Annotated in this window: 25 protein-coding genes and 1 pseudogene; 15 read left to right on the top strand and 11 right to left on the bottom strand. The window is 61.2% G+C overall.

The genetic code is table 11. The features are described from left to right. Positions 1-77: 77 nt before the first annotated feature. Both NJC38_RS19055 and NJC38_RS19050 read left to right on the top strand, forming a co-directional pair. Positions 78-590: a sigma-70 family RNA polymerase sigma factor gene (locus NJC38_RS19055; RefSeq protein WP_253116561.1), complete on the top strand. Its 513-nt coding sequence runs from the start codon at positions 78-80 to the stop codon at positions 588-590. Then, a complete protein-coding gene (locus NJC38_RS19050; protein ID WP_253116541.1) occupies positions 590-1,243 on the top strand; it encodes a ChrR family anti-sigma-E factor in 654 nt (217 codons plus the stop codon). Before NJC38_RS19055 ends, NJC38_RS19050 begins: the two co-directional genes overlap by 1 nt. A gap of 635 nt (positions 1,244-1,878) precedes the next feature. Here the strand turns inward: NJC38_RS19050 and aroA are convergent. From aroA to NJC38_RS19020, 6 genes and pseudogenes are all read right to left on the bottom strand, one after another. Continuing rightward, positions 1,879-3,141, bottom strand: coding sequence for a 3-phosphoshikimate 1-carboxyvinyltransferase (gene aroA, locus NJC38_RS19045; RefSeq protein ID WP_253116540.1), 1,263 nt, complete (start codon positions 3,139-3,141; stop codon positions 1,879-1,881). A 63-nt stretch (positions 3,142-3,204) separates the two neighbouring features. Continuing rightward, a complete protein-coding gene (locus NJC38_RS19040) occupies positions 3,205-3,618 on the bottom strand; it encodes a type II toxin-antitoxin system VapC family toxin (RefSeq protein ID WP_253116539.1) in 414 nt (137 codons plus the stop codon). Then, positions 3,615-3,869, bottom strand: coding sequence for a plasmid stabilization protein (locus tag NJC38_RS19035; protein ID WP_253116538.1), 255 nt, complete (start codon positions 3,867-3,869; stop codon positions 3,615-3,617). The genes NJC38_RS19040 and NJC38_RS19035 overlap by 4 nt, the downstream gene beginning before the upstream one ends. 130 nt (positions 3,870-3,999) lie before the next feature. Continuing rightward, positions 4,000-4,485: pseudogene (locus tag NJC38_RS19030) on the bottom strand (transposase); the annotation flags it as partial. A gap of 281 nt (positions 4,486-4,766) precedes the next feature. Continuing rightward, complete coding sequence (locus NJC38_RS19025; protein WP_253116537.1) at positions 4,767-5,720, bottom strand: sensor domain-containing diguanylate cyclase; 954 nt, start codon at positions 5,718-5,720, stop codon at positions 4,767-4,769. 3 nt (positions 5,721-5,723) lie between these two features. Further along, entirely contained in the window at positions 5,724-6,722 is a 999-nt protein-coding gene (locus NJC38_RS19020; RefSeq protein WP_045492857.1) for a response regulator, read from the bottom strand. 915 nt (positions 6,723-7,637) lie between these two features. On the opposite strand from NJC38_RS19020, the gene wecB reads away from it, so the two are divergent. The 13 genes from wecB to NJC38_RS18955 all read left to right on the top strand — a co-directional run bounded on the left by wecB (position 7,638) and on the right by NJC38_RS18955 (position 21,314). After that, on the top strand, positions 7,638-8,885 hold the full coding sequence (gene wecB / locus NJC38_RS19015; RefSeq protein ID WP_253116559.1) for a UDP-N-acetylglucosamine 2-epimerase (non-hydrolyzing): 1,248 nt from the start codon (positions 7,638-7,640) through the stop codon (positions 8,883-8,885). Between the two features lie 48 nt (positions 8,886-8,933). Continuing rightward, positions 8,934-11,138 carry a cellulose biosynthesis cyclic di-GMP-binding regulatory protein BcsB gene (locus NJC38_RS19010; protein ID WP_253116536.1) on the top strand — a complete coding sequence of 735 codons (2,205 nt, stop codon included), beginning with the start codon at positions 8,934-8,936 and terminating at the stop codon, positions 11,136-11,138. Positions 11,139-11,150: 12 nt separating this feature from the next. Next, on the top strand, positions 11,151-13,259 hold the full coding sequence (locus NJC38_RS19005) for a glycosyl transferase family protein (RefSeq protein ID WP_253116535.1): 2,109 nt from the start codon (positions 11,151-11,153) through the stop codon (positions 13,257-13,259). After that, a complete protein-coding gene (locus NJC38_RS19000; RefSeq protein ID WP_253116533.1) occupies positions 13,256-15,211 on the top strand; it encodes a tetratricopeptide repeat protein in 1,956 nt (651 codons plus the stop codon). The genes NJC38_RS19005 and NJC38_RS19000 overlap by 4 nt, the downstream gene beginning before the upstream one ends. 2 nt (positions 15,212-15,213) lie before the next feature. Next, positions 15,214-16,086 (top strand): hypothetical protein, encoded by an 873-nt coding sequence (locus tag NJC38_RS18995; protein ID WP_253116531.1) that lies wholly within the window; start codon positions 15,214-15,216, stop codon positions 16,084-16,086. A gap of 444 nt (positions 16,087-16,530) precedes the next feature. Next, the gene (locus NJC38_RS18990; RefSeq protein WP_253116529.1) at positions 16,531-16,971 is read left to right on the top strand and encodes a curli production assembly/transport protein CsgE; all 441 of its coding nucleotides are present in this window, start codon (positions 16,531-16,533) and stop codon (positions 16,969-16,971) included. A gap of 10 nt (positions 16,972-16,981) precedes the next feature. Next, complete coding sequence (locus NJC38_RS18985; RefSeq protein WP_045492869.1) at positions 16,982-17,401, top strand: curli assembly protein CsgF; 420 nt, start codon at positions 16,982-16,984, stop codon at positions 17,399-17,401. A 70-nt stretch (positions 17,402-17,471) separates the two neighbouring features. Then, complete coding sequence (locus NJC38_RS18980) at positions 17,472-18,608, top strand: hypothetical protein (RefSeq protein WP_253116528.1); 1,137 nt, start codon at positions 17,472-17,474, stop codon at positions 18,606-18,608. 90 nt (positions 18,609-18,698) lie between these two features. Then, positions 18,699-19,523 carry a CsgG/HfaB family protein gene (locus NJC38_RS18975; RefSeq protein WP_231906518.1) on the top strand — a complete coding sequence of 275 codons (825 nt, stop codon included), beginning with the start codon at positions 18,699-18,701 and terminating at the stop codon, positions 19,521-19,523. A gap of 18 nt (positions 19,524-19,541) precedes the next feature. After that, the gene (locus NJC38_RS18970) at positions 19,542-20,048 is read left to right on the top strand and encodes a curlin-associated protein (RefSeq protein WP_253116526.1); all 507 of its coding nucleotides are present in this window, start codon (positions 19,542-19,544) and stop codon (positions 20,046-20,048) included. A 5-nt stretch (positions 20,049-20,053) separates the two neighbouring features. Then, entirely contained in the window at positions 20,054-20,347 is a 294-nt protein-coding gene (csgH, locus tag NJC38_RS18965) for a curli-like amyloid fiber formation chaperone CsgH (protein WP_045495061.1), read from the top strand. A 61-nt stretch (positions 20,348-20,408) separates the two neighbouring features. Next, positions 20,409-20,804, top strand: coding sequence for a lysozyme inhibitor LprI family protein (locus tag NJC38_RS18960; RefSeq protein WP_045492879.1), 396 nt, complete (start codon positions 20,409-20,411; stop codon positions 20,802-20,804). A 153-nt stretch (positions 20,805-20,957) separates the two neighbouring features. Continuing rightward, positions 20,958-21,314 carry a GFA family protein gene (locus NJC38_RS18955; RefSeq protein ID WP_045492882.1) on the top strand — a complete coding sequence of 119 codons (357 nt, stop codon included), beginning with the start codon at positions 20,958-20,960 and terminating at the stop codon, positions 21,312-21,314. Between the two features lie 213 nt (positions 21,315-21,527). Here the strand turns inward: NJC38_RS18955 and NJC38_RS18950 are convergent, their stop codons facing one another. The 5 genes from NJC38_RS18950 to NJC38_RS18930 form a co-directional block, all read right to left on the bottom strand. Then, complete coding sequence (locus NJC38_RS18950) at positions 21,528-21,818, bottom strand: type II toxin-antitoxin system RelE/ParE family toxin (RefSeq protein WP_045492887.1); 291 nt, start codon at positions 21,816-21,818, stop codon at positions 21,528-21,530. After that, a complete protein-coding gene (locus NJC38_RS18945; RefSeq protein WP_045492890.1) occupies positions 21,808-22,047 on the bottom strand; it encodes a type II toxin-antitoxin system RelB/DinJ family antitoxin in 240 nt (79 codons plus the stop codon). The genes NJC38_RS18950 and NJC38_RS18945 overlap by 11 nt, the downstream gene beginning before the upstream one ends. Before the next feature lie 322 nt (positions 22,048-22,369). After that, positions 22,370-23,482, bottom strand: coding sequence for an SGNH/GDSL hydrolase family protein (locus tag NJC38_RS18940; RefSeq protein ID WP_231906520.1), 1,113 nt, complete (start codon positions 23,480-23,482; stop codon positions 22,370-22,372). Positions 23,483-23,633: 151 nt separating this feature from the next. Continuing rightward, the gene (locus NJC38_RS18935) at positions 23,634-24,692 is read right to left on the bottom strand and encodes an SGNH family hydrolase (RefSeq protein WP_231906522.1); all 1,059 of its coding nucleotides are present in this window, start codon (positions 24,690-24,692) and stop codon (positions 23,634-23,636) included. Positions 24,693-24,741: 49 nt separating this feature from the next. Then, positions 24,742-26,145, bottom strand: coding sequence for an MBOAT family O-acyltransferase (locus tag NJC38_RS18930; RefSeq protein ID WP_253116523.1), 1,404 nt, complete (start codon positions 26,143-26,145; stop codon positions 24,742-24,744). Between the last annotated feature and the right edge of the window lie 105 nt (positions 26,146-26,250).

Genomic DNA, 26,250 nt, shown 5'->3' with positions numbered 1-26,250 from the left:
CCAGGACCTTGCGCCACGTGTCCAGCCTGCACCCCGACCCGTTGGCCAGCCGCCTGTGGCTTGCCGAAATCGATGCCGTGGCCCGTCACCGGGATCGCGACAGTTTCATGCGCATCTACGATCACTTCGCGCCGCGCCTGTTGCGCTACCTGATGGGCCTGAACATCTCCGAAGGCCAAGCCGAAGAGCTGGTTCAGGAGACCCTGCTCAAGCTCTGGCACAAAGCCGACAGCTTCGACCCGGCGCGTGCCAGCCTGGTCACCTGGCTGTTTCGCATCGCTCGCAACCTGTACATCGACACCGTGCGCAAGGACGGCGGCTGGGTGCAGGTCCAGGACTCGCTGGAGCAACTTGAACGCCTGGAAGCGCCTCAAGAGGTCTCGCTGGACTTCAGTGCCCGTCAGGCCCAGCAACTGGACAGCGCGCTCAAGGCCCTGCCTGCCGATCAGGCCCGGGTGCTGCAACTGTCGTACTTCGAATCCCTCAGCCACCGGCAGATCGCCGAGCGTCTCGGCCTGCCCTTGGGTACGGTGAAATCCAACCTGCGCCTGGCTTTCCAGAAGCTGCGCGCCACGCTCAAGGAGTCGTGATGACCCCGCTCCATCATCTGGATCATGCCACCCTGGTCAGCTATGCCAGCGGTGCCTTGCCCCAGGCACTGTCACTGGCCACGGCTGCGCACATGGAGCTGTGCGCGCAATGCCGAGGCCAACTGCGTGAAGCCGAGCGCATCGGCGGTGCCTTGGTGCAACAGCACCGCAGCACCGTGGTGCCGATCCGGGGCCGCTCAGCGATGCTCGCTCGCCTGGACGAAGCAGCACCGGCCAAAATGTCTCACCGGCTGCCGCACGCCGCCGATCCGGATCACCTGCCGACGTGCCTGCATGAAGTCTTCGCCGAGCGCTACAGCCAGTTGCAATGGAAAACCCTGCTGCCGGGCATCCGCCGGGTGCAGGCCAAAGGGGTGCGCGAAGGCAACCTGATGCTGCTGAACATCGCCCCCGGCATGGCCATGCCAGTGCACAGCCATGGCGGCAGCGAACTGACCCTGGTGCTCAAGGGCGCGTATGAAGATCGTCTGGGACTGTTCCAGCCCGGCGACATTGCCGACCTGGACGAAGACATCGAACACCAGCCCATCGTCGCCGGCGACCAGCCGTGCATCTGCCTGGCCGCCACCGATGCGCCACTGCGCTTTAACGGGTGGGTATCGCGGCTATTGCAGCCGCTGTTCAAGATTTAGGCTTGACATACTCCCCGTCCTAAAGGGCGGGGATTCCCACAACTGGACGCTCATACCCGAGCGCGAGAATGTTTTTTGCGGCGTTGGAGGCTCGTATCGTCGAGATTTTGCGAGTCAAACACACGGCGCAGCAAATGCCTTGAACGGGTGGCAGCGAGGTTTCCTGCGGTTTTGGCCGCGTCCGGTGGGTGATCGCCCGCCGCCTCGGCGCCGCGCTGTCACGCAGCAAACACGGACCCCGTAGGACTAATGCTGATCAGTTAAGCGATTTCAGATCTTATTCGGTCTCGCTGGGAGGAAGTTCTACTCGCGACAGAGCCAGTAAAACCGGCACATCTGCTGTGACTTTACCGGCCTCTTCGCGAGCAGACCGGGGCGCCGGCCGGCTCTTCCCACTTGGTCCACAGTGCTTATCTGAACAGTATTGCGGCTAAAGCCAATACTGGTTAATTAGACCGGTGGGAGCCAGCTTGCTGGCGAAGACGGCGGCACATTCACAGCAGATGCGTTGACTCTGCTGGCCTCTTCGCGACCAAGGTCGCTCCCACCGAGGGCATACAGTACCTAATTGAACAGTATTGCGGCTAAAGCCAATACTGCTCTGTCAGACCGGTCGGGTGTCCGCAGCGCAGGCTTCAATCCACCCGCTGCAGCGCCACACCCAGCGACTCCAGCGCATCCCAGTAACCCGGATAGGTCTTGCCGACACACAGCGGGTCCTGGATGCGAATGCCGGCGATTTTCAGGCCGGCCAGGGCGAAGCACATGGCAATGCGGTGGTCGGCGTGGGTGTCGATCAGCGCATCGACGGTTTGCCCGGCCAGTGCCGGATTGGCGTGCACCAGCAGGTCATCGCCCTCTTCCACTGCCAGACCTGCAGCAATGCCGTTCAGGCCATCGGCCAGGGCACGAATGCGGTCGCATTCCTTGACCCGCAGGTTGGCGATGCCGACAAAGCGCACCGGCTGGTTGTTGAACGCGGCCAGCACCGCCAGGGTCGGTACCGCGTCTTGCATCTGCGATCCGTCGATCACTGCCGGCATGTTCGGGAACTGCGCGATCAGTTGGCTGGCCAGCGCATCGGGCTGGGTGAAAGCATCGTTGGCCACGCCCAGATCGATCTCACCGCCGGTCAAGGCCTGGGCGGCCCACAGGTAGGTAGCAGCCGAAGCATCCGGTTCGATATGGAAATCGGTGGCGTGATAACCGGTGGCCGACACCCGCCAGGCCGCCTCGCCGATGGCTTCGACTTCGGCACCGAAGGCCTGCATCGCCGCCAGGGTCAGGTCCACGTAACCGCGGGCACCGATCTCGCTGCCGGTCAGCGCCACCTCGATCGGCCCCTGACCGCAAGCACCGGCCATCAGCAATGCCGACACGTACTGGCTGGACAGGTTGCCGTCGATCTCGATGCGTCCGGCCGCCAGGCCGCCACGGCCCTTGATGGCCACCGGCGGGCAGCCGGTCGGCGCACTGGCTTCAACGCCCATGCGCTGCAAGGCATCGACCAATGGACCGATCGGGCGCTTGCGCATGTATTCATCGCCATCGACCACGAACTCGCCATCGAAGTTGGCCAGCGCGGCGGTCAGAAAACGCGTGGCGGTACCGGCATTGCCCAGCACCAGCGGCTGGCCTGGCGCGTTCCAGCGGCCGCTGCTGGTGACCACAAAGGTGCTGGCATCCGGCTCATCGACCTGCACACCCATCAACCGCAGCGCCTCGGACATCACCCGGGTGTCGTCGCTCTTCAACGCACCGGTCAGGCGGCTGGTGCCCTTGGCGAGGCCGGCCAGCAGCAAAGCGCGGTTGGTAATGGATTTGGAGCCCGGCGGGCTGACCCGACCGGTCAGCGGGCGGTTGACAGGCACAACGGTGATCGTGGATTGAGGTCGCATGATGCCCCTGAAGGATGTCGGCGGAAAAAGCGCGATCCTAGCATGCTGAGACAGCGATGAGACTCAATCCCAAGGATTGATGACTGCCAATCCACCAGCTTCATAAGGAGCTGTATCACGCGATGCCACAGTAAACCCTCTGGATACCGTGATCGACGCAATGTAGCCATCAGGAACAGGAAAGCCTCGCCCACTGGCTCGAGCAGCAACAGCCATCTTTGAGTAATGATGAGCGGCTTCAAGATCAAAAGGCAGAATGCGTTCCTTGAATAATTCCAGAAGCCCTTCAAGGACATTTGCCAACATGCCTCGGCGCTTTCCCGCCGGCAATGAGTCAATGCCAAAACGCAATTCAGCGACCGTAACGCTCGATAAATACAATGTTTCGGCCATTTGATCATTCAGCCAAGCCAACACCTTTGGATCAGGCTGTGGCTTCATTGCTTCAGAAACCACGTTGGTATCCAGAACGATCATTCGAACCCCATTGGCTCAGCGGGTGTCCTGTCGTGTACCTGCTCAAAAATCGAAAAGTCCTCATTGCTCAGACCTGCATTGCGTCCCAGGTTTGACAATGCATCCCCCAAGCGCAACCGCTGCTGTGGCTTGACCACAGAGGCCAGGATTTCACGAATTTCTGCTTCTGTGCTGCGACCATGTTGGGCAGCACGCACACGTAAAGCCCGATGAACTTCATCAGGCACATTGCGTACCGTTAGAACAGCCATGATGCGACCCTCAAAACCGATGTCAATGACAGCAAATATAGATCATTGCTGTCAATTAAACAACAGAAACTACATCAATCGTGCACCTTGACATCCTCCCCGGCCTGAAGGCCGGAGATTCCTACGGCGCTCAGGCACGGCATCGGGCCGCCCCCGAGTCGCTTCGGTGGGTTCCTGCTGCTGGCGCCATGACCTCTGCGCTCACTTCACAGGCTAACCGGGCGTGTCCCGCCCTTAGTACATTGATCGCCCCGACCACATCGGCGTTGCCTTCGAAACCACATCCCACGCACCTGAACAGCGCCTGCGTCTGGCGGTTGGCCGCCGACACATGGCTGCAACACGGGCACGTGCGGCTGGTATTTTGCGGCGGCACTGCAATGAGCCAGCCGCCGCGCCACGCCAGCTTGTAGTCCAGTTGCCGGCGGAACTCGAACCAGCCCTGATCGAGGATGGCCCTGTTCAGGCCAGACTTGGCCCGAACGTTTCTTCCCGGCGCCTCGGCCGTGCCTGCCGCCGACCTGGACATCTTCCGTACCTGCAAGTCCTCGATACACACCATCGCGTGGTTTTGGCTGATCGTGGTGGAGCACTGGTGCAGATAGTCGCGGCGGGCGTCTGGCATGAGTTCGTACTTGAAGGCTTGAAGTCGTTGCATACTGCTCTTGAGCCATGAGCAATGAAGGCGACATTAGGCGCGCACGGCACGGTGTTTTCAAGGTGCATGCCCATGGGGTCTTTGTAACGAAATACCGCCGTAGAAGGGCATTTGTGTCGCCGTGTTACTTCGCATCATCCTGTGGCGGTGCGTCCATCGAACAGCAGCAGACACCCCACTGCAACCAGGGACGGCTACGCCGTCCGCGCTATCCTTCCCCCCCTGAACGGCGGGGCTTGTCACGCGTCGATGGTCACCCGATTACGCCCGCCTTTCTTCGACTGGTACAGCGCCTGGTCGGCCCATTCGATCAAGGCTTTGTAACCGTTGCTCGGTTTGCTGAGGTCAGCCACGCCCAGGCTGATCGTGCAGCGAATGCTCTGGCCTTCGTGTTTCACCTCAAGCGCTTCAACCGCCGTGCGCAAGCGCTCGGCAAAGATACGCGCGCCTTCCTTGTCGGTGTCGGGCAGCAGCACGACGAACTCTTCACCGCCATAACGACCGGCGATATCGGCACCGCGTACCTGAGCACGGACCACCTCGGCCATCGCCTGCAGCACCTGATCGCCCACCTGATGCCCCCAGCTGTCGTTGACGTGCTTGAAGTGATCGATGTCGAGCATCACCAGCGAGGTCTGTGAACCGTAGCGACTGTGCCGGGCGTATTCCTGTTTGAGCGCTTCTTCCCAGTGACCGCGGTTGTTCAGGCCAGTCAGCCGGTCGGTGCTGGAAAGCTTCTGCAACTGGCGGTTGGCGTTGAGCAGCTGATGCCGGTTGGCCGCCACGTCAGTGACGTCATAGATCACCAGGCAGGTGTGGCTGATCTGGTTGTTGGTGCCACGCAACGGAAACAGGCTGGTGTTCTGGTACATGAACTCTTCCTGGCCGGTGATCGGCTGGTAGTTCTTGAAGCGCACCAGGTACGGTCGCTGTTCCCAAATGGTGAACGCAGGCGTGCCCAAGGTGATGACGTTATCGACCTTCTTGCTGAACCAGGCCCGGTTGAGCTCCGGAAACAGCTCGAAGAACGACTTGCCGATAGCCTCGAACGGAATCACTCCGGAGCGGTTTTCCATGAACGTGTTCCACACCTGCACTTGCAGGTCGCGGTCCAGCACGACAATGCCCACATCAATGTTCTGAGTGACCGCCAGTAGCCAGTGAAGCTCTTTGATATCGATACGCTCGTTCATTGATCAGCTCATCATGTAGGCAAGTTTGTTCGTGAGCCGCTCGACCGAGTCTTCGGTGAACAACATCAACAGATCGAAGTGAATATTGTGCCCTTCAACGCTGTAGCTGACCTCGACGGCCAGGGTCTTCTTCCAGCGTTTCTGGTTGACGTCGATCAGGTCGTCGATGCCGCCCTGCTGACCAAGAATCTGCGGGTGGCCCAGCGAAAACGGCACGTCGATCTGCTCACCGATACCGCTCAGGCAGGCACCGATCACCAGAGTCGAGAGGTCCAGAAGCATTTCCATGTCGGTGTAATCGGTGGAGTCTCGCTGCATCAGCCGGGCGATGTCGGCGACCTCCGAGTCATGCAACAGCAACAAGGCTTCACCGGCAATACCGCCGCCGATGTAACCCTGGCACACGGCGGTCAGCCGCTGACCACGCTGAGCATCGGCCAGGGCCATGTGCAACTCGCCCACCTCAAGCATATTGACGTTGGGCACCGGCAGTTGCACGAACACCCCCAGCACCTTGGCCAGCAACGCCGCGGCACGGCCCATGGCGACGTTGACCGTCTCGCGCATGGCATCCTGAAAGCTGATCCGGCCATCGGCGCCAGCAACGATATGCGGCGCCTTGACGGCAGGCGGGCCCAACAGCGCCAGGCGACTCAGGGTCGCTTGCAGCTCGGTGGGGTCAGCAGGCTTTTTCAGAAATGCCAGGGCGCCCAGCTCCATCACTCGCCGCACCGCTTCGTCCTGGACATCCCCGGACACCACAACGACCTTGGCCGCCAGTTGCTCCGAACGGATCGCTGCCAGGGTCTGATAGCCGTCCATCACCGGCATGGTCAGGTCCAGCAGAACCACCTCGCCCTGCCCCCGGCGTATGGCATCGAGGCCTTCAAGCCCGTTGGTGGCCATGGTCACCGACACATCCCAGTCTTCAGGCAAGGCCCGGAGTAACTGCTTGCGCGCCATGTTCGAGTCATCGCAGATCAGTAGCGCTATCGTGGGCATCGCATGGTTTCTCACTGCAAAGAAAAAGTTTCAGACCAATAATGGAACAGCCTTGATGGCCATTGGCAAAGAGCAATTAAAAGCGAGCGTATAACACTCAATGCTGCCTGCGAAACGTTACGGTGGGTGGAATATTCACCTTTGCGCCCGCTTGCCTGCAGCAATGCAATTAGCATGCTCAAGCCCTTGCAGCACGGGCTTGCCAGAAAATACCAAGCCTGTGCGAAGACCATTGCAATACGCCGCAGGACAGCCGACAGCCGCTCAATATTGAACCCGCTAATCATTCTCAACCAGGCCGATGATTAACAGCGCGCGGTTGACGACTAATAGTGCGCAAACACGGCACTCAACGCATCAGCCTGCTGAACTTTCCCACCTTGCGGCGGTCCTGTTTCGCCCTGTACGAAATGATTGAACTTTTAATTCCTCGCGCGCTACGCGTTCTGCCAACCCGTTCGCCATTCTGCCAATATGCAGGCGTCATAGTGCTGACATTAATGACTCCGCTCAGTCGAACAACAGTCGCTAGCCAATGCGTGAGCGTCAGATAATTAATACCCTCAAAACAGCTCAATCAAAAATAGAAAAATGAGAAATATCATATAGTTATGATGATATCAAAACGATAACACCCTCGTTTGAGTTAATCACGACTGCCCGTAACTTCAAAAGTTTCCCGTTCTTTCCTACGCAAAAATCAAATTAATATTTTGCAATTCTTAAATTAAGTACTAATAATCCCTGCACTTCCGGGATGCAAAGCAGTGCAGTTCTTCATCACATGATGTGACCCCCCTAGTGTCGATTCTGTTGACCCCGGTACTACGATAGAACCCGAATCATTAGTTGCCCGCACGCTGTAGCGTACGGGCCGACTGCTGTAAGCGCACGATGACTGCGCGGGAGGCCACCATCGCTAGCAACCAACCCAAAGTCCGTATTCTGTCCATCTTCGGCACTCGCCCCGAGGCCATCAAGATGGCACCGCTGGTCAAGGCGCTGGCCGCCGAGCCCGGTATCAGTTCACGGGTCTGTGTCACTGGCCAGCATCAACACATGCTGCACCAGGTGCTGGAACTGTTTGAGCTCAAAGCCGATTACAGCCTGGAGGTCATGCGCCCCAATCAAGGGCTCAACGGCCTGACCGCCGCACTGTTCGAGGCCATCGACCCGATGCTGGAGATTGCCCAGCCCGACCGGGTGCTGGTCCACGGCGATACCACCACGGCCATGGTCGCCGCGATGGCCGCCTTCCACCGGCGTATTCCGGTGGGCCACGTCGAGGCCGGGCTGCGTACCGGCGATATCCGCCAGCCATGGCCTGAAGAGATGAACCGGCGCAGTATCGACATGACCGCCGACCTGCTGTTCGCCCCCACCGCTGAGGCGCGTCGCCATCTGCTTGGCGAACGCCAGCAGGGCCGTTCGTTCGTCACCGGTAACACGGTCATCGACGCCTTGCAGCAAACGGCCCGGCGCATCGAACGCGACAGCGAACTGCGCCAGCGCCTGGACCAGCAGTTCAGCTTTCTGCTGCCCAGCCGCAAGGTGTTGCTGGTGACCGGTCACCGGCGCGAGAACTTCGGCGCAGGTTTTCTCGATATCTGCAAGGCGCTGCGTACCTTGGCACAGCGTCCGGATATCCAGATCGTTTACCCGGTGCACCTGAACCCCAACGTCAAGGGCCCGGTCACCGAGCAGTTGGGCAACCTCGGCAACGTGCACCTGATCGAGCCACTGGATTACCTGTCCTTCGTGCGCCTGATGCAACGCGCCCACGTAGTGCTGACCGACTCCGGCGGCGTTCAGGAAGAGGCGCCGTCGCTGGGCAAACCGGTGCTGGTGATGCGCGACGTCACCGAGCGCCCGGAAGCCGTGGCCGCTGGCACCGTGCGGCTGGTCGGCACCGCGCCGCAGTCGATTGTCGAGGGCGTCAGTGCGCTGTATGACGACGACCTGCTCTGGCGCCGCACAGCCCAGGCCAACAATCCCTATGGCGACGGCAAAGCCTGCACGCGCATCGTCGATGCACTGATGGGCCGACCGGTCGATGACTTCGTTCCCGGCCAGGCCGACTGGCCCCGCGCAGACTGGCTACAAAATACCGCAAGCCTGCCACCGGCGGCGCACTCAGCGTATTCACGGCCGTTCAACTCCTAGATCGGCGCTTACTTCACCCGCGATTTCCATTCGTTCGAGACCACATTGATGAAGTCCATCCCTGCGGGCGCTCTCAGCGCCCTCGCCTGGGGTGCGAGCCTGTTTGTGCTCGCCCCCAACCTGACCCTGGCCGCCGACAGCCCGCTGACCCAGGCCATTGCCCGGCTCAACAGTGATCTGCGCCAGGACCGCGAGATCCGCCTGGCGGAACTGGGCATCAAGGCGCCCATCATCCTGGGCTCGACCGATGCGCGACGTGAGCTGTACCTGCCGGTACCGGCCGGCGTGCCGCTGCTCGATGCCAGCCTGAAGTTCGATGCCAGTTACCTGAATGGCGAAGGCGGCCGCAACACCCTGTTGTTGTCGCTCGATGGCTACCCGGTGCGCGCCCAAGGCCTGAACGAAGCCCAAGGCGATGCCAGCGTCAGTCTGGGCGTCGACAAGGCGCCGCGTGACAGTGGTTCGGTGCGGCTGGGCGTGGCTTGGTCGTCGATCGTTTCCCGGGATCTATGTGAAGACGAGCGGGTCATCGGCAACGTGCTGCGCATCGAGCCCGACACCCGCTTGCAGTACAGCTACGATGCCGGTCAATTGCGTGATATCGGCGCGGCCTGGAACGCCTTGCCTGGCAAACCCGGCGTGCTGGTCGCGCCCGGCAGCCTGAGCGCGCAGAGCTACGACGCGGTCTGGCGCCTGGGGGTGGCGCTGGAGCGCATTGGCAAGCAGGCGCAGATTCTGCCGTTGCCCGCCGTGGGCGATCAGCTTGATCTGAGCGCCCTGAATATCCCGGCAGCGCTGCGCAACGTGCCGGCTTTCGCCAGCCTGGCAGGCCAGGGCCGCTATACCCTCAAGACCCCCGCCGAAGTGGGTGCCCTGCTGGTGCTGGGCCAGACCCCGAATGTGCAGGCTGATCTGGCGATTGACGATGCGCAGCTGCTCAAGGCCATCAGCCTGGCCCTGGACGCCTTGCAGGCCGAAGTCCAGAGCCTGGATGGTCAGGCCGCTGCCGCGCTAACCCAGTGGCGCCAACGGCATATCGGCGCAGGCCTCGGCGCGTTGAGCAAGAACGAAGCGCGCCTGGCGCTGGTCGGTGCCCGGCCGATGCTGCTGATCGCCCCCGACGCCACGGTCAAGGCCATGAGCCTGTTCAACTCGGCGTGGAACAAACTGGCCCGCAATCGTCAGTTGACCATTGCCGAAGCGCAACTGCCATTGAGCGAGGACGGGCGTCTGGCCCTGTCACGTCTGGGCGGCTCACCGGGTGGTCTGCAAGTGCTGGCCAAGAGTGACTGGAGCGCCACTTTCCCGTTGGGCAACGTTGCCTATGACGGCCGCCTGCCGGTCAAGGCGGTGGTCGATCTGGCCAGTTCACCGGGCGCTTCAAGTACCGCACCGGTGGCCTCGGTGTTTCTCAACGATTACCTGATCGGCGCCGCACAACTGGTCAGCGATGGCCACAAGCAACGCATCGAGGCGCGGATTCCGGCTTATGCGCTGGGCTCGCGTAACGTGCTGCGCGTGTCGTTCCAGCGCCAGCCAGTCAGCAACCGTTGCCTGGAAACCCCGCAGGCGTTTCCAGTCACGGTGCTGCCCACCAGCCATATCGTCCTGAAAGACAGCACGCCGGGCAGCGACTTCGCCGGCATGGCCGCACGCTTTGCCAAAAACAGCCAGATCCTGGTACCGCAAGCCTGGCTGGAGCAACCCGCCAGCAGCCTGCCAACCCTGATCAAGATCGCCGACGCAGCCGGCATCTCGCCACTGCGTGCGCAGCTCAAGGTGCAGACCGACGGCAAGGCCGCGGTGGCCCCAGACCAGACGTTTCTGGCCTTCGAATTGCCCATCAAGGACAGCGATGCCGCTGTGCAGGTCGACGACCAGGGCCACTTGCTGATCAACCACAAGCAGCAACGCCTGCTTGACCTGCAACAGCTGGACGGCATGGCCGCCCTGCAAGTGGTCACGTCCGGCGCTCAGCAGGGCCTGGTGTATCGCACCCTGGGCAGCCATGCCCCGCAGTTCGATGAGTCACTGCTGCTGACCCGCGGCAACGCCTCGATACTGGGTTCTGAAGGTGTGCTGTCGACCTTCGACACGCACGACCCCAGCGGCAGTCAGTTGATCGACGCCGACGAGCCACGCGGCCTGGAGGCCTGGCGTCAGCCGTCACTGCTGTGGCTGATCCCCGGTGCCCTGCTGTTGCTCGTCGTCATCCTGCTGGCCGGCCGCCGCGCCCGCCGTCAACGCCAGTAACGGGACCGCTCGATGACCTCGCTCTACTGGCCGTACTGGCTGGCTCATTACTACAGCTACCTGGAAGCCGCGACCCTGGTGGTCGCGGTGATCATCCTCATCTCCAGCCTCGACGACCTGATCGTCGACCTGTGGTACTGGGCGCGGCGGCTGTACCGCAAGTACACCGCCGAGCGCCGCTACCGGCCACTGACCGAGGCGCAGTTATTGGCGCGTGACCAGCAACCCATGGCCATCATGGTCCCGGCCTGGCTGGAGTACGACGTCATCGCGCCGATGATCGAGAACATGGTCTCGACCCTGGACTACAAGCATTACGTGGTCTTCGTCGGGACTTACATCAATGACCAGCGCACCATTGATGAAGTCGAACGGATGCGCCGCCGTTACAAGCAACTGCACCGCGTCGAGGTGCCGCATGCCGGGCCGACCTGCAAGGCCGACTGCCTGAACTGGGTGATCCAGGCGATCTTCCACTACGAGAAAACCCACGGCATGAGCTTTGCCGGCACCGTGCTGCATGACAGCGAAGACGTGCTGCATCCGCTGGAGCTGCGCCTGTTCAACTACCTGCTGCCGCGCAAGGACATGATCCAGTTGCCGGTGGTATCGCTGGAGCGTAACTGGTACGAGTGGGTGGCAGGCACTTACATGGACGAGTTCGCTGAATGGCACGGCAAGGATCTGGTGGTGCGCGAAAGCATGACCGACACCGTGCCTTCGGCCGGGGTCGGCACCTGTTTCTCACGGCGCGCCCTGGAAGTGCTGGCGGCTGAAAACCAGAACCAGCCGTTCAACACCGACAGCCTGACCGAGGATTACGACGTCGGTGCGCGCCTGGCCAAATACGGCATGAACGCGATCTTTGTGCGCTTCCCGGTGCAGTTCCGGGTGCTGCGCAAGTCGTGGTTTCGCAAGCCGTATGAATCGACCCTGAACATGCCGCTGTGCGTGCGCGAGTTCTTTCCCGATACCTTCCGCACCGCGTTCCGCCAGAAAGCCCGCTGGACCCTGGGCATCGGCCTGCAGGGCTGGGAGCAGATGGGCTGGAGCGGCTCGCTGGCCAACCGTTATCTGTTGTTTCGCGACCGCAAGGGTATCGTCACCTCGTTCGTCAGCATCCTGGCCTACCTCATCCTGATTCAACTGGTGGCGCTGATCGTGCTGCGCTACAGCGGCCTGTGGGATACCAGCTTTCCGACCCTGTTCGATAACAGTGACCTGTTGAGCGTCCTGTTGCTGGCCAACGGCGCGGCACTGCTGTGGCGTATGGCCCACCGTTTCTATTTCACCAGCGTGCTGTACGGCTGGCAGCACGGGCTGTTGTCGATCCCGCGCATGGTGGTAGGCAACTTCGTCAACTTCATGGCCGCCGCCCGCGCTTGGCGCATGTTCCTGATTGGCAAGCTGCTGGGGCGCAAGCTGGTCTGGGACAAGACCATGCACGACTTCCCCTCCACCGACCTGGTGGCCAGCGCGCCGCGCAAGCTGGGCAGCGTGCTGCTGTCGTGGCAGGCGATCAGTGATGAGCGCCTGCAAAGCGCATTGGATGAACAGCACAGCCGTCCCCTGCCGCTGGGCCGAATCCTGCTGAGCCGTGGCTGGCTGGATGACGAAACCCTGGCCGAGGCGATCGCCTTTCAAAATGACCTGCCACGTATCTTCGACCTGCAGGCGCAGTGTCAGGATGACCTGCTCGACCATGCGCTCGTCCTGCGCTGGCGTGCCGTGGCGCTGGGCGCAAATGAACACGGCCAGCCACGCATCGCCGTGACCAGCCCGCTGAGCGACGAAGCGCTGCAGCAAATCAGCATCGCGCTGGGCGGTGAGCCGTTGCAGTTGATTGCCCGGGAAAGCGAAATCAACGCCCAACTGCGCCGGATCGGCGCCGCCACACACGGCCAGCAACCTGCCAAAGGCACGCCGCTGCTCGGCGACTTGCTGATCGAAGCCGGGCTGATCGACCGTCAGGTGTTCGACCGGGCGATGCTCAATTATCAGCCACAACAACACGGAAGAATCGGCGACTACCTGGTGGATCTGGGCGTGTTGCCGCGCGAGACCATCGAACAGGCCGTTGAACGCCAATACCGTTTTGAGCCAATGGAGTCCACGCCATGAAGCGCGCACTGCTGCCGTTAATGGCAAGCCTGGCCCTGCTGCCGGCCAGCGTCATGGCCGAAGTCCTGCCGCTGGCCTTGAGCGGCCCGGCTTATCACCTGGCCAACGAGGCTTACCTGGCCTATGACCGCAAAGATTACGACCAGGCGGTCGCCAAAGCCCGTGAAGCCCTGCGCCAGCGCCCTGATGTGAGCGAGCTGAACGGTCTGGTCAAACTGGCGCTGCGTGACAAGGATCGCCGCGACCACCCCGAGCGATACCCCGATGCACGACCAAAACCCGGTTACCTGGCCGGTAATCAGTCGCTGCGCGAATACCGCAACGGCCATTACGATGCCGCCGCCAGGGCTGCACTCAAGGCCATCAGCCAAGCACCTGAAAACCTCGACTATCGGCTGATGCTGATCGAAGCCCTGCAACGCCAGCAGAAGCTGGAGCAAGCCCACGCGGCCACCACCGAGGCCATCGCAATATTGGGGCCGCAACCGGAGCTGGTGCGCCGCCGGCAGGCGATCGAAGAACAGCAGTCGGTAGTGATTGCCGCCAAAGGCTACGAGGCCCTGGCCCGGGGTGACAACGACAAGGCCGTGAGCCTGGCCCGTGATGTGGTGCAGCGCTATCCGCAGAACGTCGCGTACCGGCGCTTGCTGGTCAGTGCCCTGATCGCCCATCAGCAATACGAACCGGCCCGCGCCGCCGCCAGCGAAGCCTTGGCCCTGCAAGGCAATGACGCCACGCTACTGGCCCAGCGCGGGCAGCTGCGCCAGCGCCTGGGCGACGACGCCGGCGCGCGCCAGGACTACGCCCAGGCGCTCGCCGTAGGCAACTTGCCCGACCGTGAACGCGCGGCGCTGTATGCGGCCATGGGCCAACCCGATACAGCGCTTCGCTATCTGCAACAGGCACGGGCCAAGGGCGAGCTACAGGCCGGCGACGAAGTGCAGATTGCCTACTTCCTCAGCCAGGCCGGCGAGCAGGATCAAGCGCTGGCGACGTTTCGCCAGGTGGACCGCAGTACCGGCCTTAAACCGGTCGACCTGCGCAACGCGGCCTACACCGCACAGCGCAGTGGCGATGACGTGCAGGCGATTGCCTACTTCGAGCGGGTGCTCGATTATCAGCGGGCCGGCACGCTGGACATGAGCGAACAGGAGGTATTCGACACCCGTCGCTCGGTCGCCGACCTGTCACGGCAATGGAGCCTGACCAACACCAGCACTTACCGCGGCGCCAGCACCAGCAGCGGTCTGGGCGGCGCACCCGGTGCCAGCAACGACAGCCTGCAAAACAGCACCGAAGTGGCCTGGCGCCCGCTGGGCTACAACAATGCGCGGTTCTTCGAGCTGTACGGCCGACTGACCGACACACTGTGGAGCAAGGACGACAACGACACCGGTCGCGATGCCTTGCAAGGCGCGCTGGGGATCCGCTTCAAGCCGTTGTCGGCGTACAACGTGATGCTGGCGCTGGAGCGCACCTTCCCGCTGGCCGGCTCGAATGTCGACGGCGACTGGCTGGTGCGCCTGGGCTACGGCTCAAGCATCGGCACCGACCTGCGGGTCGACAAACCCGGCTGGTGGACCTCCCAACTGTATATGGAGGCCGGGCGCTACCTGCAGAACAGGCGCAACTACTTCAACAGCGAATGGCAGATCGGCCGCAGCATTCGTCTGGACCGTATCAGCCGCCGGCTGGTGATTTTCCCGCACATCGTAGCGGCCGCCGACTACGACTCGAAGATGCGCAGCCAGGTCGATGACCTGGGCCGCCAGCGCAGCTCATCCGGCAACGCCGGCGGCGTCGGAGTCGGTGTCGGGGTGCGCTACTGGATGCGTGAAACTCGTAGCAAGGCACCACAGTCCTACATTGACCTGTCGTTGCAATATCGCGAGCGGGTCTTCGGTGACGATCGCGCCGAAGGCGTCTTCGCTCGCTTTACCTACTCGTGGTGACCATGCCCCAGCTACCGCTGCTCCGTCGTCTGTCAACCCGCGCCCGGGTGCTCACCGGCGTGCTGCTGGGCTTGATAGCACTCGGTACCGGATTGCTCTATGCCATCGACAGCGAGCGGCCCGCGCCCGACATCGCCGGCATCATCTGGCAGCCGGACAACGCGACGGTGGGCATCCAGGGCCAGTGGCACACACTCGGCGCCAAAGAGCTGCTGGTGCAGTGGTCAGTGGTCGACGATCAGGCATTCATACCCGGCACCGGCCTGCCGGGCGTGCCGGTGATGCCCGACTGGGAACGCATCGCCCGCGAACCCTGGGCGCAGGGTGTGATTCTCGGCCTGGCCGGCTATTTCAGCGAAAACCGCTCACGGGACAACATCGAGCACCTCGCAGCGTTGTCAGAACAGCTGGCCAGGGTCCAGACACCGCTAAACGTCACCGGCTGGTATTTCCCCGCGGAAGTCGACCCCAGCTGGACCCGCGCCAAAGAGCTGCCCGCGCTACTGGCCAAACTGCCTCGCCCGCTGTGGATCAGTGTCTATGACGGTGCCAACATCGGCCCTGCCGCCACTGCCGACTGGCTGCAGAGCTGGCTGCCGGCAGATGTCGGGGTGTTCTTCCAGGACGGCGTGGGCGTCTATGCGCGCACCGCGCCGGTGGCCCGCACTTACATGGACGTGCTCAGCCAGCGGCTGGGCAAAGACCGCGTACGGCTGATCGTCGAAGCCTTCCGGCCGCAATGGGGCGGCGGCTTTCGTCCGGCAACGCTGGATGAGCTCAAACCGCAAATGGCAGCGTATGCCGGCTATCCGCTGTACCTGTTCGATGGCCCGCACTATGTGACGCCTGAGCTGGTCGAGGGTCTGAACCCATAAACAGGTGCCGGGGGGCCGTAAGACAACAACCGGCACGGTTAAATACCTCACTCAAATGAATGAAACTAATAATTCATTTGATGCCAAATAACGCCATCTTATATCCAGGCAGCGGCCTATAAGCCGCCTTTATATTTCATCGCCCACTGGATTCTCAACATCCATAACCCGCCCACCGTTAGATCATGCCTTTAATGGCTTATGTGCTCAACCCGTCAAATTAATTGACGTCACCTCTTCGCCTGACGGCCCCTGATGAAAGGCTGGCGCGCCCAGATCTATTATTGACGCCAGAAAACACCCCATAAGCCCATTCATTTCGTTAGTTATAAATAACAATTTGGCGCCAGAAAATTATTTCCTGTTTAGTTTAAAAAAACAGTAGCACTTTGTAATTAACCAGTTATAAATTGGCATCACACACCTGTTGTGACTCAACGACCCATGAACTACTTCCGGCTCCTGAGCGTTCTCGTTCTGCAACTGGTACTGGCCTCTATTGGCTTGGCGCAGTCGAGTGTCGATCAAACGCCAGCGCTGACGCAAAAACGCACGCTCGACCAGGACGTGGGCGGTCTGGTCGTGGCGCAAACCATGACCCTGGCAGGTCGCGCGTTCTACGACAGTTTCGCCAGTGCCTGGAACGACAAGGACCCCGATGGCCGCTTTAGCGTGTCCATCAGCGAACGGCCCACGGCCCGGCTGGGCAGTCAGGTGTTTGTCGATTACGGCCACCGGCGCCTGGTGCAGATGTTTCTGCCGCCTAACCGCAGCCTTATCCCGGCGTTGGGCGCCAATGCCGCAGAGCAGGTTTATCAGGCAATTCTGGAGTATCAGGTGGCACAGTTTTTTGGCGATCCCGATATCGGTCGCGACGAACTCTAAAGGTAAGGTTATGCACCGTTATGCTTTGTTGCCTATCAGCCTGGGGCTGCTCTTTATTCTGGGCGGTCGCGTGCAGGCCAGCGAACTGGTCTACACACCGGTCAACCCTTCATTCGGTGGCAATCCGTTGAACGGTTCGGTGTTGATGAACCAGGCCACGGCACAGAACAAGTTCAAAGAGTCCAGCGCGTCCACCACCCAAAGTTCGCTGGAGCAGTTCAACAGCATGTTGCAGAGCGCCATTTTAAGCCGGGTCTCTTCGGCAGTGACCTCCAGCATCGTGGGCGCCGATGGCAAACTTTCGCCCGGCGTGGTTGAAACCACCGACTTCAGTATTGCCATTACCAACTTGCAAGGCGGGCTGCTACAGATTGTCACAACCGACAAAAGAACCGGCCAGACCACCCAGTTTCAAGTGAACCAACCGTAATACCGCCGTACTTGCTGTTCCTGCATTCACCGACCTCAAGAACCTGATCCTATTAATAAGGAAGACGTCCATGCGCACTCAAAAATCCCTGCTTTCACTCGCGGTTCTGGTTGCCCTGTCCGGTTCTGCACTGGCTGACAACAGCACCGTCAACGCCATCCAGAACGGCTCAAGTAACGCCATTACTTCGACTCAGATCGGTGCCAACCAGTCCTCGGTCTATGCCGAGCAGAACGGCAGGCGCAACACCGCCGGTATCGAGCAGACCGCCACCAGCAGCAGCGTGAGCGCGGTGCAGGCCGGCAGCAACAACACCGCGACAGCCCAGCAAAACGGCAACAGCAACCAGACCGGCATCAAACAGGTTGGTAATGGCGGTCAGACAGCCGCTGTGAAACAGGGCAGCGCGAACAACACCGCCAGCGTCGAGCAGACCTGGAACACCAACAGCACCGTGCAGATCGACCAGGGCCATACCTACGGCGGCAACAACAACCAGGCGTACGCCACCCAGAACGGTAACAACGGCACCACCAGCAACACCATTCAATGGGCCAGCTCAAACAACCTGGCGTCGAGCAACCAGCAAGTCAACAACGCTGCGCAGTCCACCATTAGCCAGCGCGATGGCAATAACAACAAGGGCTGGGTGACCCAGGTCGGCAACAACGTGGCCACCGCCACCATTGCCCAGTCACGCGGCGACAGCAACGAAGGTTCGATCAACCAGCAGTACGCGATTTACAACAACGCGGCCGGCATCGACCAAAGCTATGGCAGTGCCAACAAAGCGGCCATCGGCCAGAACGGCGGCTGGAACAACACCGCCACCGTGACCCAGGCCAACGGCAACCAGAACCAGGGTTATGTCACCCAGACCGCCGTGGCTGAGAGCAGCGCCGCCGTCAAGCAGACCCAGGGCAGCAACAACACCGCCAACGTCAACCAGTCCTACGGCTGGAAACTGGTCGCCAACGTCGAGCAGAAAGGCAACAACAACCAGGCCAACACCGTGCAGACCGGGGCTTACAACGAAGCCCGCCTGCTGCAGGACGGCTACAACAACGTGGCCAACGTCAACCAGAGCGGCATCGGCCTGGTCGGTCAGAGCAACGTCGTGGCGCTGACCCAGGCCAACAGCAACAACGTGGCCAACGTTACCCAGACCGGCGGCGCCGGCAACACCGCCACCATCACCCAGCGTTAATGGCTGTAGCCCCGCCGCTCACCCGGCGGGGCGTTCTGGAGAGTCACGGACATGTACATCCGCGCGTTATCATTAATTGTGTGTGCAGCAATGCTGGTCAGCGGTTGTGCTACGTCCCGTCCAGCGGCGACCTTCAACCCCGCGTCGCTGGCTCCCCCTACCCAAATTTCCCGCGATCTGGCCAACCTGCCAGCCCCGGCCGGCCCGATTTCCGTGGCAGTCTATGGCTTGCGCGACCAGACCGGCCAATACAAGCCTTCACCGGACAGCTCGTTTTCCACGGCCGTCACCCAAGGCGCCGCGTCACTGCTGGTGACCGCCCTGCGTGACTCGAAGTGGTTCAAGCCGATGGAGCGTGAAAACCTGCAGGACCTGCTTACCGAGCGCAAGATCATCCGCGCGCTGGAGCAACCTCAGGACCAGGCCCAGGTACAGTTGCCCCCCCTGCGGCCCGCCAACCTGATCGTCGAAGGCGCCATCGTCGGCTACGAAAGCAACGTTCGCACCGGCGGTCTGGGCGTGCGTTACCTGGGCATCGGTCCTTCAGAGCTGTATCGCCAGGATCAGGTCACCGTCAACCTGCGGGCCGTGGACATCCGCACGGGCGAGATCATCCAGAGCATCACCACGACCAAAACGATCTTTTCCATCCAGGTCGATTTCGGCGTTTTCAAATATGTCTCGCTCAAGCACCTGCTGGAAGTCGAGACCGGTATCAGCCGCAACGAACCGGTCCAGCAGTGTGTGCGTGAAGCCATCGAGACCGCGCTGGTGCACATGGTTGCCCAAGGTGTACGTGACGGCAGCTGGCGTCTGAAGAACCCCGACGACATCAACCAGCCGCTGCTGCAGGCCTATTTGAAGAATTACGACGAACAGACACTGGCCATGCCTCTTACCGGGTCCGACAAATAATCCTCTACGGAGCAGATCATGGCATTTCATCTCAACCTGCGCGGCTACCTGGCCGCCTTCGTGCTGATCAGCAGCGGCCTCTGCCAGGCCGCCGATCTGCAAGCTGAAGCCCGCTACGCCGGCATCGTCAACGGCAAAGTGGCAAACATCGAACAGATCGGTTCCTGGAACCAGACCCGGGTCGAGCAAAGCGGTGCCAGCCAGCAACTGACCCAGCGTCAGGACGGTAATCGCAACCAGGCGCAGATCAGCCAGAGCGGCGCGAACAACCAGGCTTACCTGCAGCAGACCGGCAACGCCAACGACATCGTGCTCAGCCAGGCCGGCAGCTACAACCAGGCCAGCCTGCAACAAAACGGTCTGAACAACAGCGCCAACGTCCAACAGAGCGGCGCCTACAATCAGGCGCAGGTCAGCCAGTACGGCAATGGCAACCAGGCCAGCGTGCAACAGAGCGGCTTCGGCGGTACGGCCTCAGTCACCCAGTACGGCAACAATTCCACCGCCAGCATCAAACAATGGTGACCCCGATGATCGACATCTCCCAACTGGTGGTATCGATCGACACCCAGCGCAACGGCGAGGCGGTGCTGATAAGCCCGCTGCTGCAAAGCCCTGCGCCGCTGACCCTGCAGTACCGCCTGAGCGTTCGCCAGACCAGCAGCAACGGCACCTCAAGCATCAGCCAGAGCGGCGACCTGCACAGCGGCGTGGCCTCTTCAGTCGTGCAAATCAGCCTGCCTTCAGGCGCGACATGCCAGATCCATCTGCAAGTTCTGCAGGACAATCAGGTGCTCAAACAACTCGAACGCGATTGCGAATAACCCATATCCGGCTGCGAATCAGTATGCTTGTCGCCAACACCACTGATCGACAGAGGGACCTATGTCGCTGCCACGCTCGCTGCTGCTTCTCACCGCCCTGATCCTGCCTGCACTGCCTGTCCAGGCCAAAGAACCGCAATACAGCGTCACCTATGACCGCTGTATGGACACCTCCGGCGGCGTTACGGTGGAAATGCTCGACTGCAATGCCGCCGAGCTCAAACGCCACGACGCCCGCCTCAACGCCCAGTACAAAGCTGCCCTGGCTGCCCACGGCGAAACCCAGCAAGCGCTGCTGCGCGAGGCCCAGCGCCAGTGGATCAAGTACCGCGATGCCAACTGCAGCTTCTATGCCCAGCTCACCGGCGGCACCATGGACCGCCTCAACAGCAGCAGTTGCGTACTCGAAGCCACCGCGCGGCGGGCTGATGAGCTGGAAGGACTGGCGGGTATGTGAGCGTCATGAACCTGCTCGACCACTACCTGCCCGACCACCGTTTCAGGAAATACGCCAGACGAGTGCCACGCCCGAGCAACCGGCCTGCGCCGACAGAGCGACGATGACCTGGAAACCATGGCTGACGGTGCAGTATTCAACAGGATGAAACACATGGCCCAGACCTTTACCGGCGGCTGCCTGTGTGGTGCGATCCGCTTCGAAGCCCACGGCGCCGCTGGCAACCCGCACAACTGCTCATGCCGGTTCTGCCAGCGCCACACCGGCAGCCTGAGCGCACCCTGGGTGGAATACCCCAGCGACCAGATACGCTGGACCGGCCCCGGCGGCGCACCGGCCACCTGGCGTTCCAGCGACTATTCGAGCCGGGCCTTCTGCGCCACCTGCGGCAGCTCACTCGGCGCGATAGACGATGCGCCGACAGTCGCCCTGCTGATCGGCTGCTTCGACGACCCACGTAACCTGGACTTCAAGCCGGAGTATCACTCGTTTGAAGACCGGCTTGTTTGAGCGTACGTACGAATAGCCAAAGGCTTACACGCGCCAGAGAACAATTGCCATTTGCGCACCCCGGCGACAAGCCTATATTCAGATCCAACCACTGGTGAACAGGATGCTCACCAGGATCAGGGACGATCGACCGTGAAGGGATACTGCCGACAGGGAGTTGGAATGGTCTGGGACAAAAAACCCGCTTCGGCGGGTTTTGTTTTTTCTGCGCTTTCAGTTTTTCAAGCGTTCAGCCGCCTTGGTATAAACCTGGCTACGTTCACGCTTGTCTACTGCCACCACGAACACGACCACTTCATGGTCAATAACCTGGTAGACCAAGCGATATCCGCTGCTGCGTAATTTAATCTTGTAGCAGTCTGCAAACCCCTGCAGTCGGTTGGCGTCAACACGTGGATTGACCAGCACTGCAGCGAGCTTCTTTTTGAGTTGCTGGCGAATGGTATCGCCAAGCTTGTGCCACTCCTTCAACGCCCTCGCATCAAACTCAAGACTAAAGGTCATCCAGTGAAACCTTTACTCGCTGAGGTTCAGCAAGCCGCTCACGCAGTGTTGTCAGTAGCGCTTCATCCTCTTCGGTAACCAAAACCGGCCTGAAAGGTAACTGCCCCCGTTCTGCCACATATTGCAGCGCCTGACGCATCAGTTCGGAGGGGGTAACGCCAAGCCTCTCCAGCTCCCGGTAAGCCCGCAGTTTCAGATCATCGTCGATACGGATGTTGATGGACGCCATGACCAACCCTCGATGTAATGACATTTGTGCATACACTGAACCAGATTTCTGTTTCAAGCAAGCCCCTTTGGCGATGTACGGACCTGTCCAGTCATGGTGCACAGATCCTTTCAGCAATAGCCAAAGGCTTACACGCAGCAGAGAACAATTGCCATTTGCTGCCCCCGGCGACAGGCCTATATTTACATCCAACCACTGGTGAACAGGATGCTCACCAGGATCAGGGACGATCGACCGTGAAGGGATACTGCCGACAGGGAGTTGGAATGGTCTGGGACAAAAAACCCGCTGCGGCGGGTTTTTTATTGTCTGCTGAAAAGACCTAGCGTTTACCGACCTGGCCCTTGAACCAGGCATACAACCCGGCTGCGCTCTGCCGATAGCCTTCGGCAGTCAGATGGACCAGGTCCGGGCGGGCCAGGTCGCGGGCTTGCCAGCGCTCGATGGCGCAGTTGCCGCCCATGAACGCCTGCCAGTCCCAGAACAACGCATTGACCTGAGCGGCGACCCGGCGCTGGATCTGGATCACCGGGCGCAGGTTGTTGGCCTGTTTGCTTTCGCAACGCGCCGCACGCTTGTTACGCACCGAGTCCGGGGCGCTGACCACCAGCAGCACCGTGCCGGGCAAGGCCTTGCGGAGCATCTGCAGCCGCTCGCGCAGGCGCTGCTCGTAGAGCGCCGGCTCCAGGCTGTCGTCGTAGGCTTCGTTGGTGCCATAGGCGAGGATCAGCAAGTCCGGGCGCAGTTGTTTGAGGGTGTCGAGCCAGCCGGCCTGCCACTTGTCGACCACATCGAAGGTCGCACCATTGATGCCCAGCGCCGAATACAGCACGCCATTGTTGCGCTGCGACTGCAACAGCCAGCCGCCCACCGCCAGACCATTGCTGCTGGCAAAGTTCAGCTCGACAGGCAGGCGCACATTGCTGATCGGCTGGCTGAAACGCCACTGGCCTTGAGTGACCGGCAATGCCCGGGCCTGGGTCGCGGTGTCTTTAGCCTGCAAAATGGTGCCACGACTGGTCTGGTAGAGGGTCGACAGCGTATAGCGCTGTTCGCTCGGCTCACGGCTTTGCAGGGTCACGCCGGGACGGCTGGCGATCGGCAGCGACAGGTAGCCGCCCAGCGGAAATTGTGTGCTTTGCTGATTGCGCGCCGACACCAGGTCCCACTGACGTTTGCCGGTGTTGATGATCACCTGCTCGTAACGGGTGCCCGGGACCGGCGTGGCGGCGATAAAACCGATCCCGCCGTCGCCGTAGTCTTGCTGGAACAGCCGGCGCAGCTCGCCGCTGAACAGGTCGGCGGCCGTGTGTGAGTCGCCCAACTGGACGATATTGACCGGCTGACGCTGGGCGTTCTTGAGCTTGAGCGCCAGTTGGCTCAGGTTCGGGTCGACCCGGTTGGCCGGCAGCAAGGGTGTCCAGGCTTTGGTCACGATGCGCGTGGGCGGGCGCGGCGCTTCAGGCTGAACCGCAGCCGCACTCAGGGACAGGCCCGTCAGCAGCAGACAAAGGGCACCTCTAAAAACGACCTGCGTTGCCATCGCAGCGTTTTTAGAAGCACCCCAAAGGGCATGTTTGATCAACTCAACGCTCCGATAAACCAGGTTGGTGGACATCAATCAGGGTGAGCACCTTATTGGCGATCAGCCGCTGGCCCAATGGCGTGAAATGGATACCGTCGTCCCCACGAATCTTGCTCTTCTTGCCCGTCTCGTCGGTCATGTAGAACGAAAAATCATCGGCGCCGTAACCGAATACATCGTTGGCCGACAGGTAGAACTGCTGGTACTGCTGCGCCTCACTGCGATACACCTCGCGCAGATACTGCATGGCCGTGGACAGTCTGGGGGTGTTCATGTTCGGCGGGCCGACCCAGATGACCCGGGCATTGTATTGCCGGGCCTGTTCGAGAATCGATTGCACACGCTGACGATATAGCGCTTCCCAGGCTTCGCTCTTGAAACGCAGGAATGGCTTGCCACGACTTTCGGGCATGTCCCAGGGATCGTTGGGGCCGAGAAACACCACCAGCAGACGAATGTTGCGGTGCGCCTCCAGGGTTTCATGCACGGTCTGCGGCCAGTTGAAGAAGCCTGGATACGCAAGCCCGGTGCTCTGTTTGCTCAGGTTGATGCTCTTGATGTTGAAGCGCTTGAGCAAGGTATTGGCCAGATGCGGCGCCACGCCTTGCATCAGCGAGTCGCCGACAAAGAACACCTCGTCGCCGGGCTCAAGGATGACCTGCCGGGTATTGATTGAACGGGCAGGCACCGGCGCGACGGTCGATACTGCGGGCGCCGCAACAGGCGTCTGGGGTGCAGCAGGCGGCGGCAGTACAGGAACCTCGACCGGCGCAATATACACCGGTGCCTCGGCAGCACCGGCCATGACCGTCACCGCTGCCACCGTGGCGGGCAGTTGCACCACCGGCTCCGGCGGCACGCCGTCTGTACGCTTGCCAAGCTCGGCGACAAACGCATCGCGCCCCTGGCCCATGGCCCGCGTGATGTCCGCCCCCAGGCGCCACGCCGGGTTATCGCCCAGCCCGGGCAGTTCGCAACTGCGGTGGTACTTCTGCTGACAGTACAGACGCATCGAGTCCTGATTCAGCCAGCAGAGAATGATCATGGTCGTCAGCAGCATCAGCAGGGTCTTCAACGCAACCCGCAGACTGCTCCCAACAGTGGTGGACTCAGAAACTGGCATAAATGAAACCCGGCACGCCCGCAGGCGAGGCAAAGATGACCACGGAAATGAACAGCCCCAGCACCACCGGATACACCACCGCCGGCATCCGCTCGCCCGCCGCCAGCAGCTCACGCACGACACTCACCCAGGCCGGATACAACACCAGCACCGCCAGGCACGCCAACACCTTGAGCCCCGCATCACTGCTAAGGCCGTGCAATGACAGACCGGCCAGACCGTTGAGCAGTTCGCTGGCGTCTTCCAGCGTCGCACTGCGAAAGAAGATCCACGCCAACGCCACGTAATGGAAGGTCAGCAAACGTGCCAACAGACGTCCGCCCGACCAACTGGCCTGCTCAGGCACCCAGTGCGACCACAATTTATAGATCGCCAGACCAATACCGTGCAGCGCGCCCCAGACGATGAAGTTGACGCTGGCGCCGTGCCAAAGACCGGAGATCAGCATGGCGATCATCATGTACAACATACCCAGCCACAGGCCATGCCGGTTGCCGCCCAGCGGGATATAGATGTAGTCGCGGATAAAGCGCGACAGGCTGATGTGCCAGCGGCCCCAGAACTCCTTGAGGTTATGCGCCAGGTACGGGTCGTTGAAGTTATCCGGCAAGCGAAAGCCCAGCAACAGCGCGATGCCGGTCACCAGGTTGGTGTAGCCGCTGAAGTTGAAGTAGATCTGCAGCGAGTAACCGTAGACCGCCAGCAGGATCTGCTCCGGCGAACCCGCCGAGGGGGTGTCGAAAATCGGGTCGACCCACTCGTTGGCCAGCCAGGAGCTGAGCAAAAACAGCTTGACCGCCGCCAGACCGATCAAACCCAGCGCGCGCTGCGGCTCAAGCACCTGACGCAGGCCGTCGGGACGAATCTGTGGCAGAAAATGCAAGGCTCGGTTCACCGGGCCGGCAATCAGGCTCGGAAAGAACGCCAGGTACAGGGCCAGATCCGGCAGCCCCGCCGGCTTGAGCTCGCCCCGGTTGATCGACACCAGATAACTGACCGAATGGAACACATAGAACGACAGCCCTACCGGCAGCAGCACCTGAAACACCGGCAACGCCAGGTTCAGACCCAATGACTGCCCGGCCGCCTGCACTGTCGTGGCCAGCAAGTCCTGATACTTGAAGCAGTAGAAACAGCCAAACACCACCGTGAGTATCAGCAGCCGTATGAACCAGCGCCCGGGCCATCGCGCGCTCAGATGCCCCAGGCCATATACCACCGCGGTGTAGCCCAGCAGCACATAGAGAAAGCTCAGGCCAAACGAGGCGAGGATGCCGTAACTGGCCGCCAGCAACAGCAGGTTCTGCAAGCGCGTGCTGGCGCACAGGCCCCAGTAGAGGATGAAAAAAGGCAGGAAACAGAGACCGAATTCGATCGAGAAATAGCTCATGCGCGTAGTCCGTTACGTCCGATTTCAGCGGGCTGGGCGAAGCGGCGCGATTATGTCAGAGCGTAGGGATCTGTAACAGGATGTATGAAGAACGCAGCCTGAAAG

The sequence above is a fragment of the Pseudomonas sp. 21LCFQ010 genome, assembly GCF_024129905.1.
Classification (GTDB): Bacteria; Pseudomonadota; Gammaproteobacteria; order Pseudomonadales; family Pseudomonadaceae; genus Aquipseudomonas.
Note: the sequence above shows the minus strand (reverse complement) of the source record. Positions and strands in the feature narration are given on the sequence as shown.

What these genes read in the sequence shown, in the direction of transcription:
- NJC38_RS19050 (WP_253116541.1), top strand. Translation starts at nt 590, where the DNA reads ATGACCCCGCTCCATCATCTGGATCATGCCACCCTGGTCAGCTATGCC.
- aroA (WP_253116540.1), bottom strand. Translation starts at nt 3,141, where the DNA reads ATGCGACCTCAATCCACGATCACCGTTGTGCCTGTCAACCGCCCGCTG.
- NJC38_RS19040 (WP_253116539.1), bottom strand. Translation starts at nt 3,618, where the DNA reads ATGATCGTTCTGGATACCAACGTGGTTTCTGAAGCAATGAAGCCACAG.
- NJC38_RS19035 (WP_253116538.1), bottom strand. Translation starts at nt 3,869, where the DNA reads ATGGCTGTTCTAACGGTACGCAATGTGCCTGATGAAGTTCATCGGGCT.
- NJC38_RS19025 (WP_253116537.1), bottom strand. Translation starts at nt 5,720, where the DNA reads ATGAACGAGCGTATCGATATCAAAGAGCTTCACTGGCTACTGGCGGTC.
- NJC38_RS19020 (WP_045492857.1), bottom strand. Translation starts at nt 6,722, where the DNA reads ATGCCCACGATAGCGCTACTGATCTGCGATGACTCGAACATGGCGCGC.
- NJC38_RS19010 (WP_253116536.1), top strand. Translation starts at nt 8,934, where the DNA reads ATGAAGTCCATCCCTGCGGGCGCTCTCAGCGCCCTCGCCTGGGGTGCG.
- NJC38_RS19005 (WP_253116535.1), top strand. Translation starts at nt 11,151, where the DNA reads ATGACCTCGCTCTACTGGCCGTACTGGCTGGCTCATTACTACAGCTAC.
- NJC38_RS19000 (WP_253116533.1), top strand. Translation starts at nt 13,256, where the DNA reads ATGAAGCGCGCACTGCTGCCGTTAATGGCAAGCCTGGCCCTGCTGCCG.
- NJC38_RS18995 (WP_253116531.1), top strand. Translation starts at nt 15,214, where the DNA reads ATGCCCCAGCTACCGCTGCTCCGTCGTCTGTCAACCCGCGCCCGGGTG.
- NJC38_RS18990 (WP_253116529.1), top strand. Translation starts at nt 16,531, where the DNA reads ATGAACTACTTCCGGCTCCTGAGCGTTCTCGTTCTGCAACTGGTACTG.
- NJC38_RS18985 (WP_045492869.1), top strand. Translation starts at nt 16,982, where the DNA reads ATGCACCGTTATGCTTTGTTGCCTATCAGCCTGGGGCTGCTCTTTATT.
- NJC38_RS18980 (WP_253116528.1), top strand. Translation starts at nt 17,472, where the DNA reads ATGCGCACTCAAAAATCCCTGCTTTCACTCGCGGTTCTGGTTGCCCTG.
- NJC38_RS18975 (WP_231906518.1), top strand. Translation starts at nt 18,699, where the DNA reads ATGCTGGTCAGCGGTTGTGCTACGTCCCGTCCAGCGGCGACCTTCAAC.
- NJC38_RS18970 (WP_253116526.1), top strand. Translation starts at nt 19,542, where the DNA reads ATGGCATTTCATCTCAACCTGCGCGGCTACCTGGCCGCCTTCGTGCTG.
- csgH (WP_045495061.1), top strand. Translation starts at nt 20,054, where the DNA reads ATGATCGACATCTCCCAACTGGTGGTATCGATCGACACCCAGCGCAAC.
- NJC38_RS18960 (WP_045492879.1), top strand. Translation starts at nt 20,409, where the DNA reads ATGTCGCTGCCACGCTCGCTGCTGCTTCTCACCGCCCTGATCCTGCCT.
- NJC38_RS18955 (WP_045492882.1), top strand. Translation starts at nt 20,958, where the DNA reads ATGGCCCAGACCTTTACCGGCGGCTGCCTGTGTGGTGCGATCCGCTTC.
- NJC38_RS18950 (WP_045492887.1), bottom strand. Translation starts at nt 21,818, where the DNA reads ATGACCTTTAGTCTTGAGTTTGATGCGAGGGCGTTGAAGGAGTGGCAC.
- NJC38_RS18945 (WP_045492890.1), bottom strand. Translation starts at nt 22,047, where the DNA reads ATGGCGTCCATCAACATCCGTATCGACGATGATCTGAAACTGCGGGCT.
- NJC38_RS18935 (WP_231906522.1), bottom strand. Translation starts at nt 24,692, where the DNA reads ATGCTGCTGACGACCATGATCATTCTCTGCTGGCTGAATCAGGACTCG.
- NJC38_RS18930 (WP_253116523.1), bottom strand. Translation starts at nt 26,145, where the DNA reads ATGAGCTATTTCTCGATCGAATTCGGTCTCTGTTTCCTGCCTTTTTTC.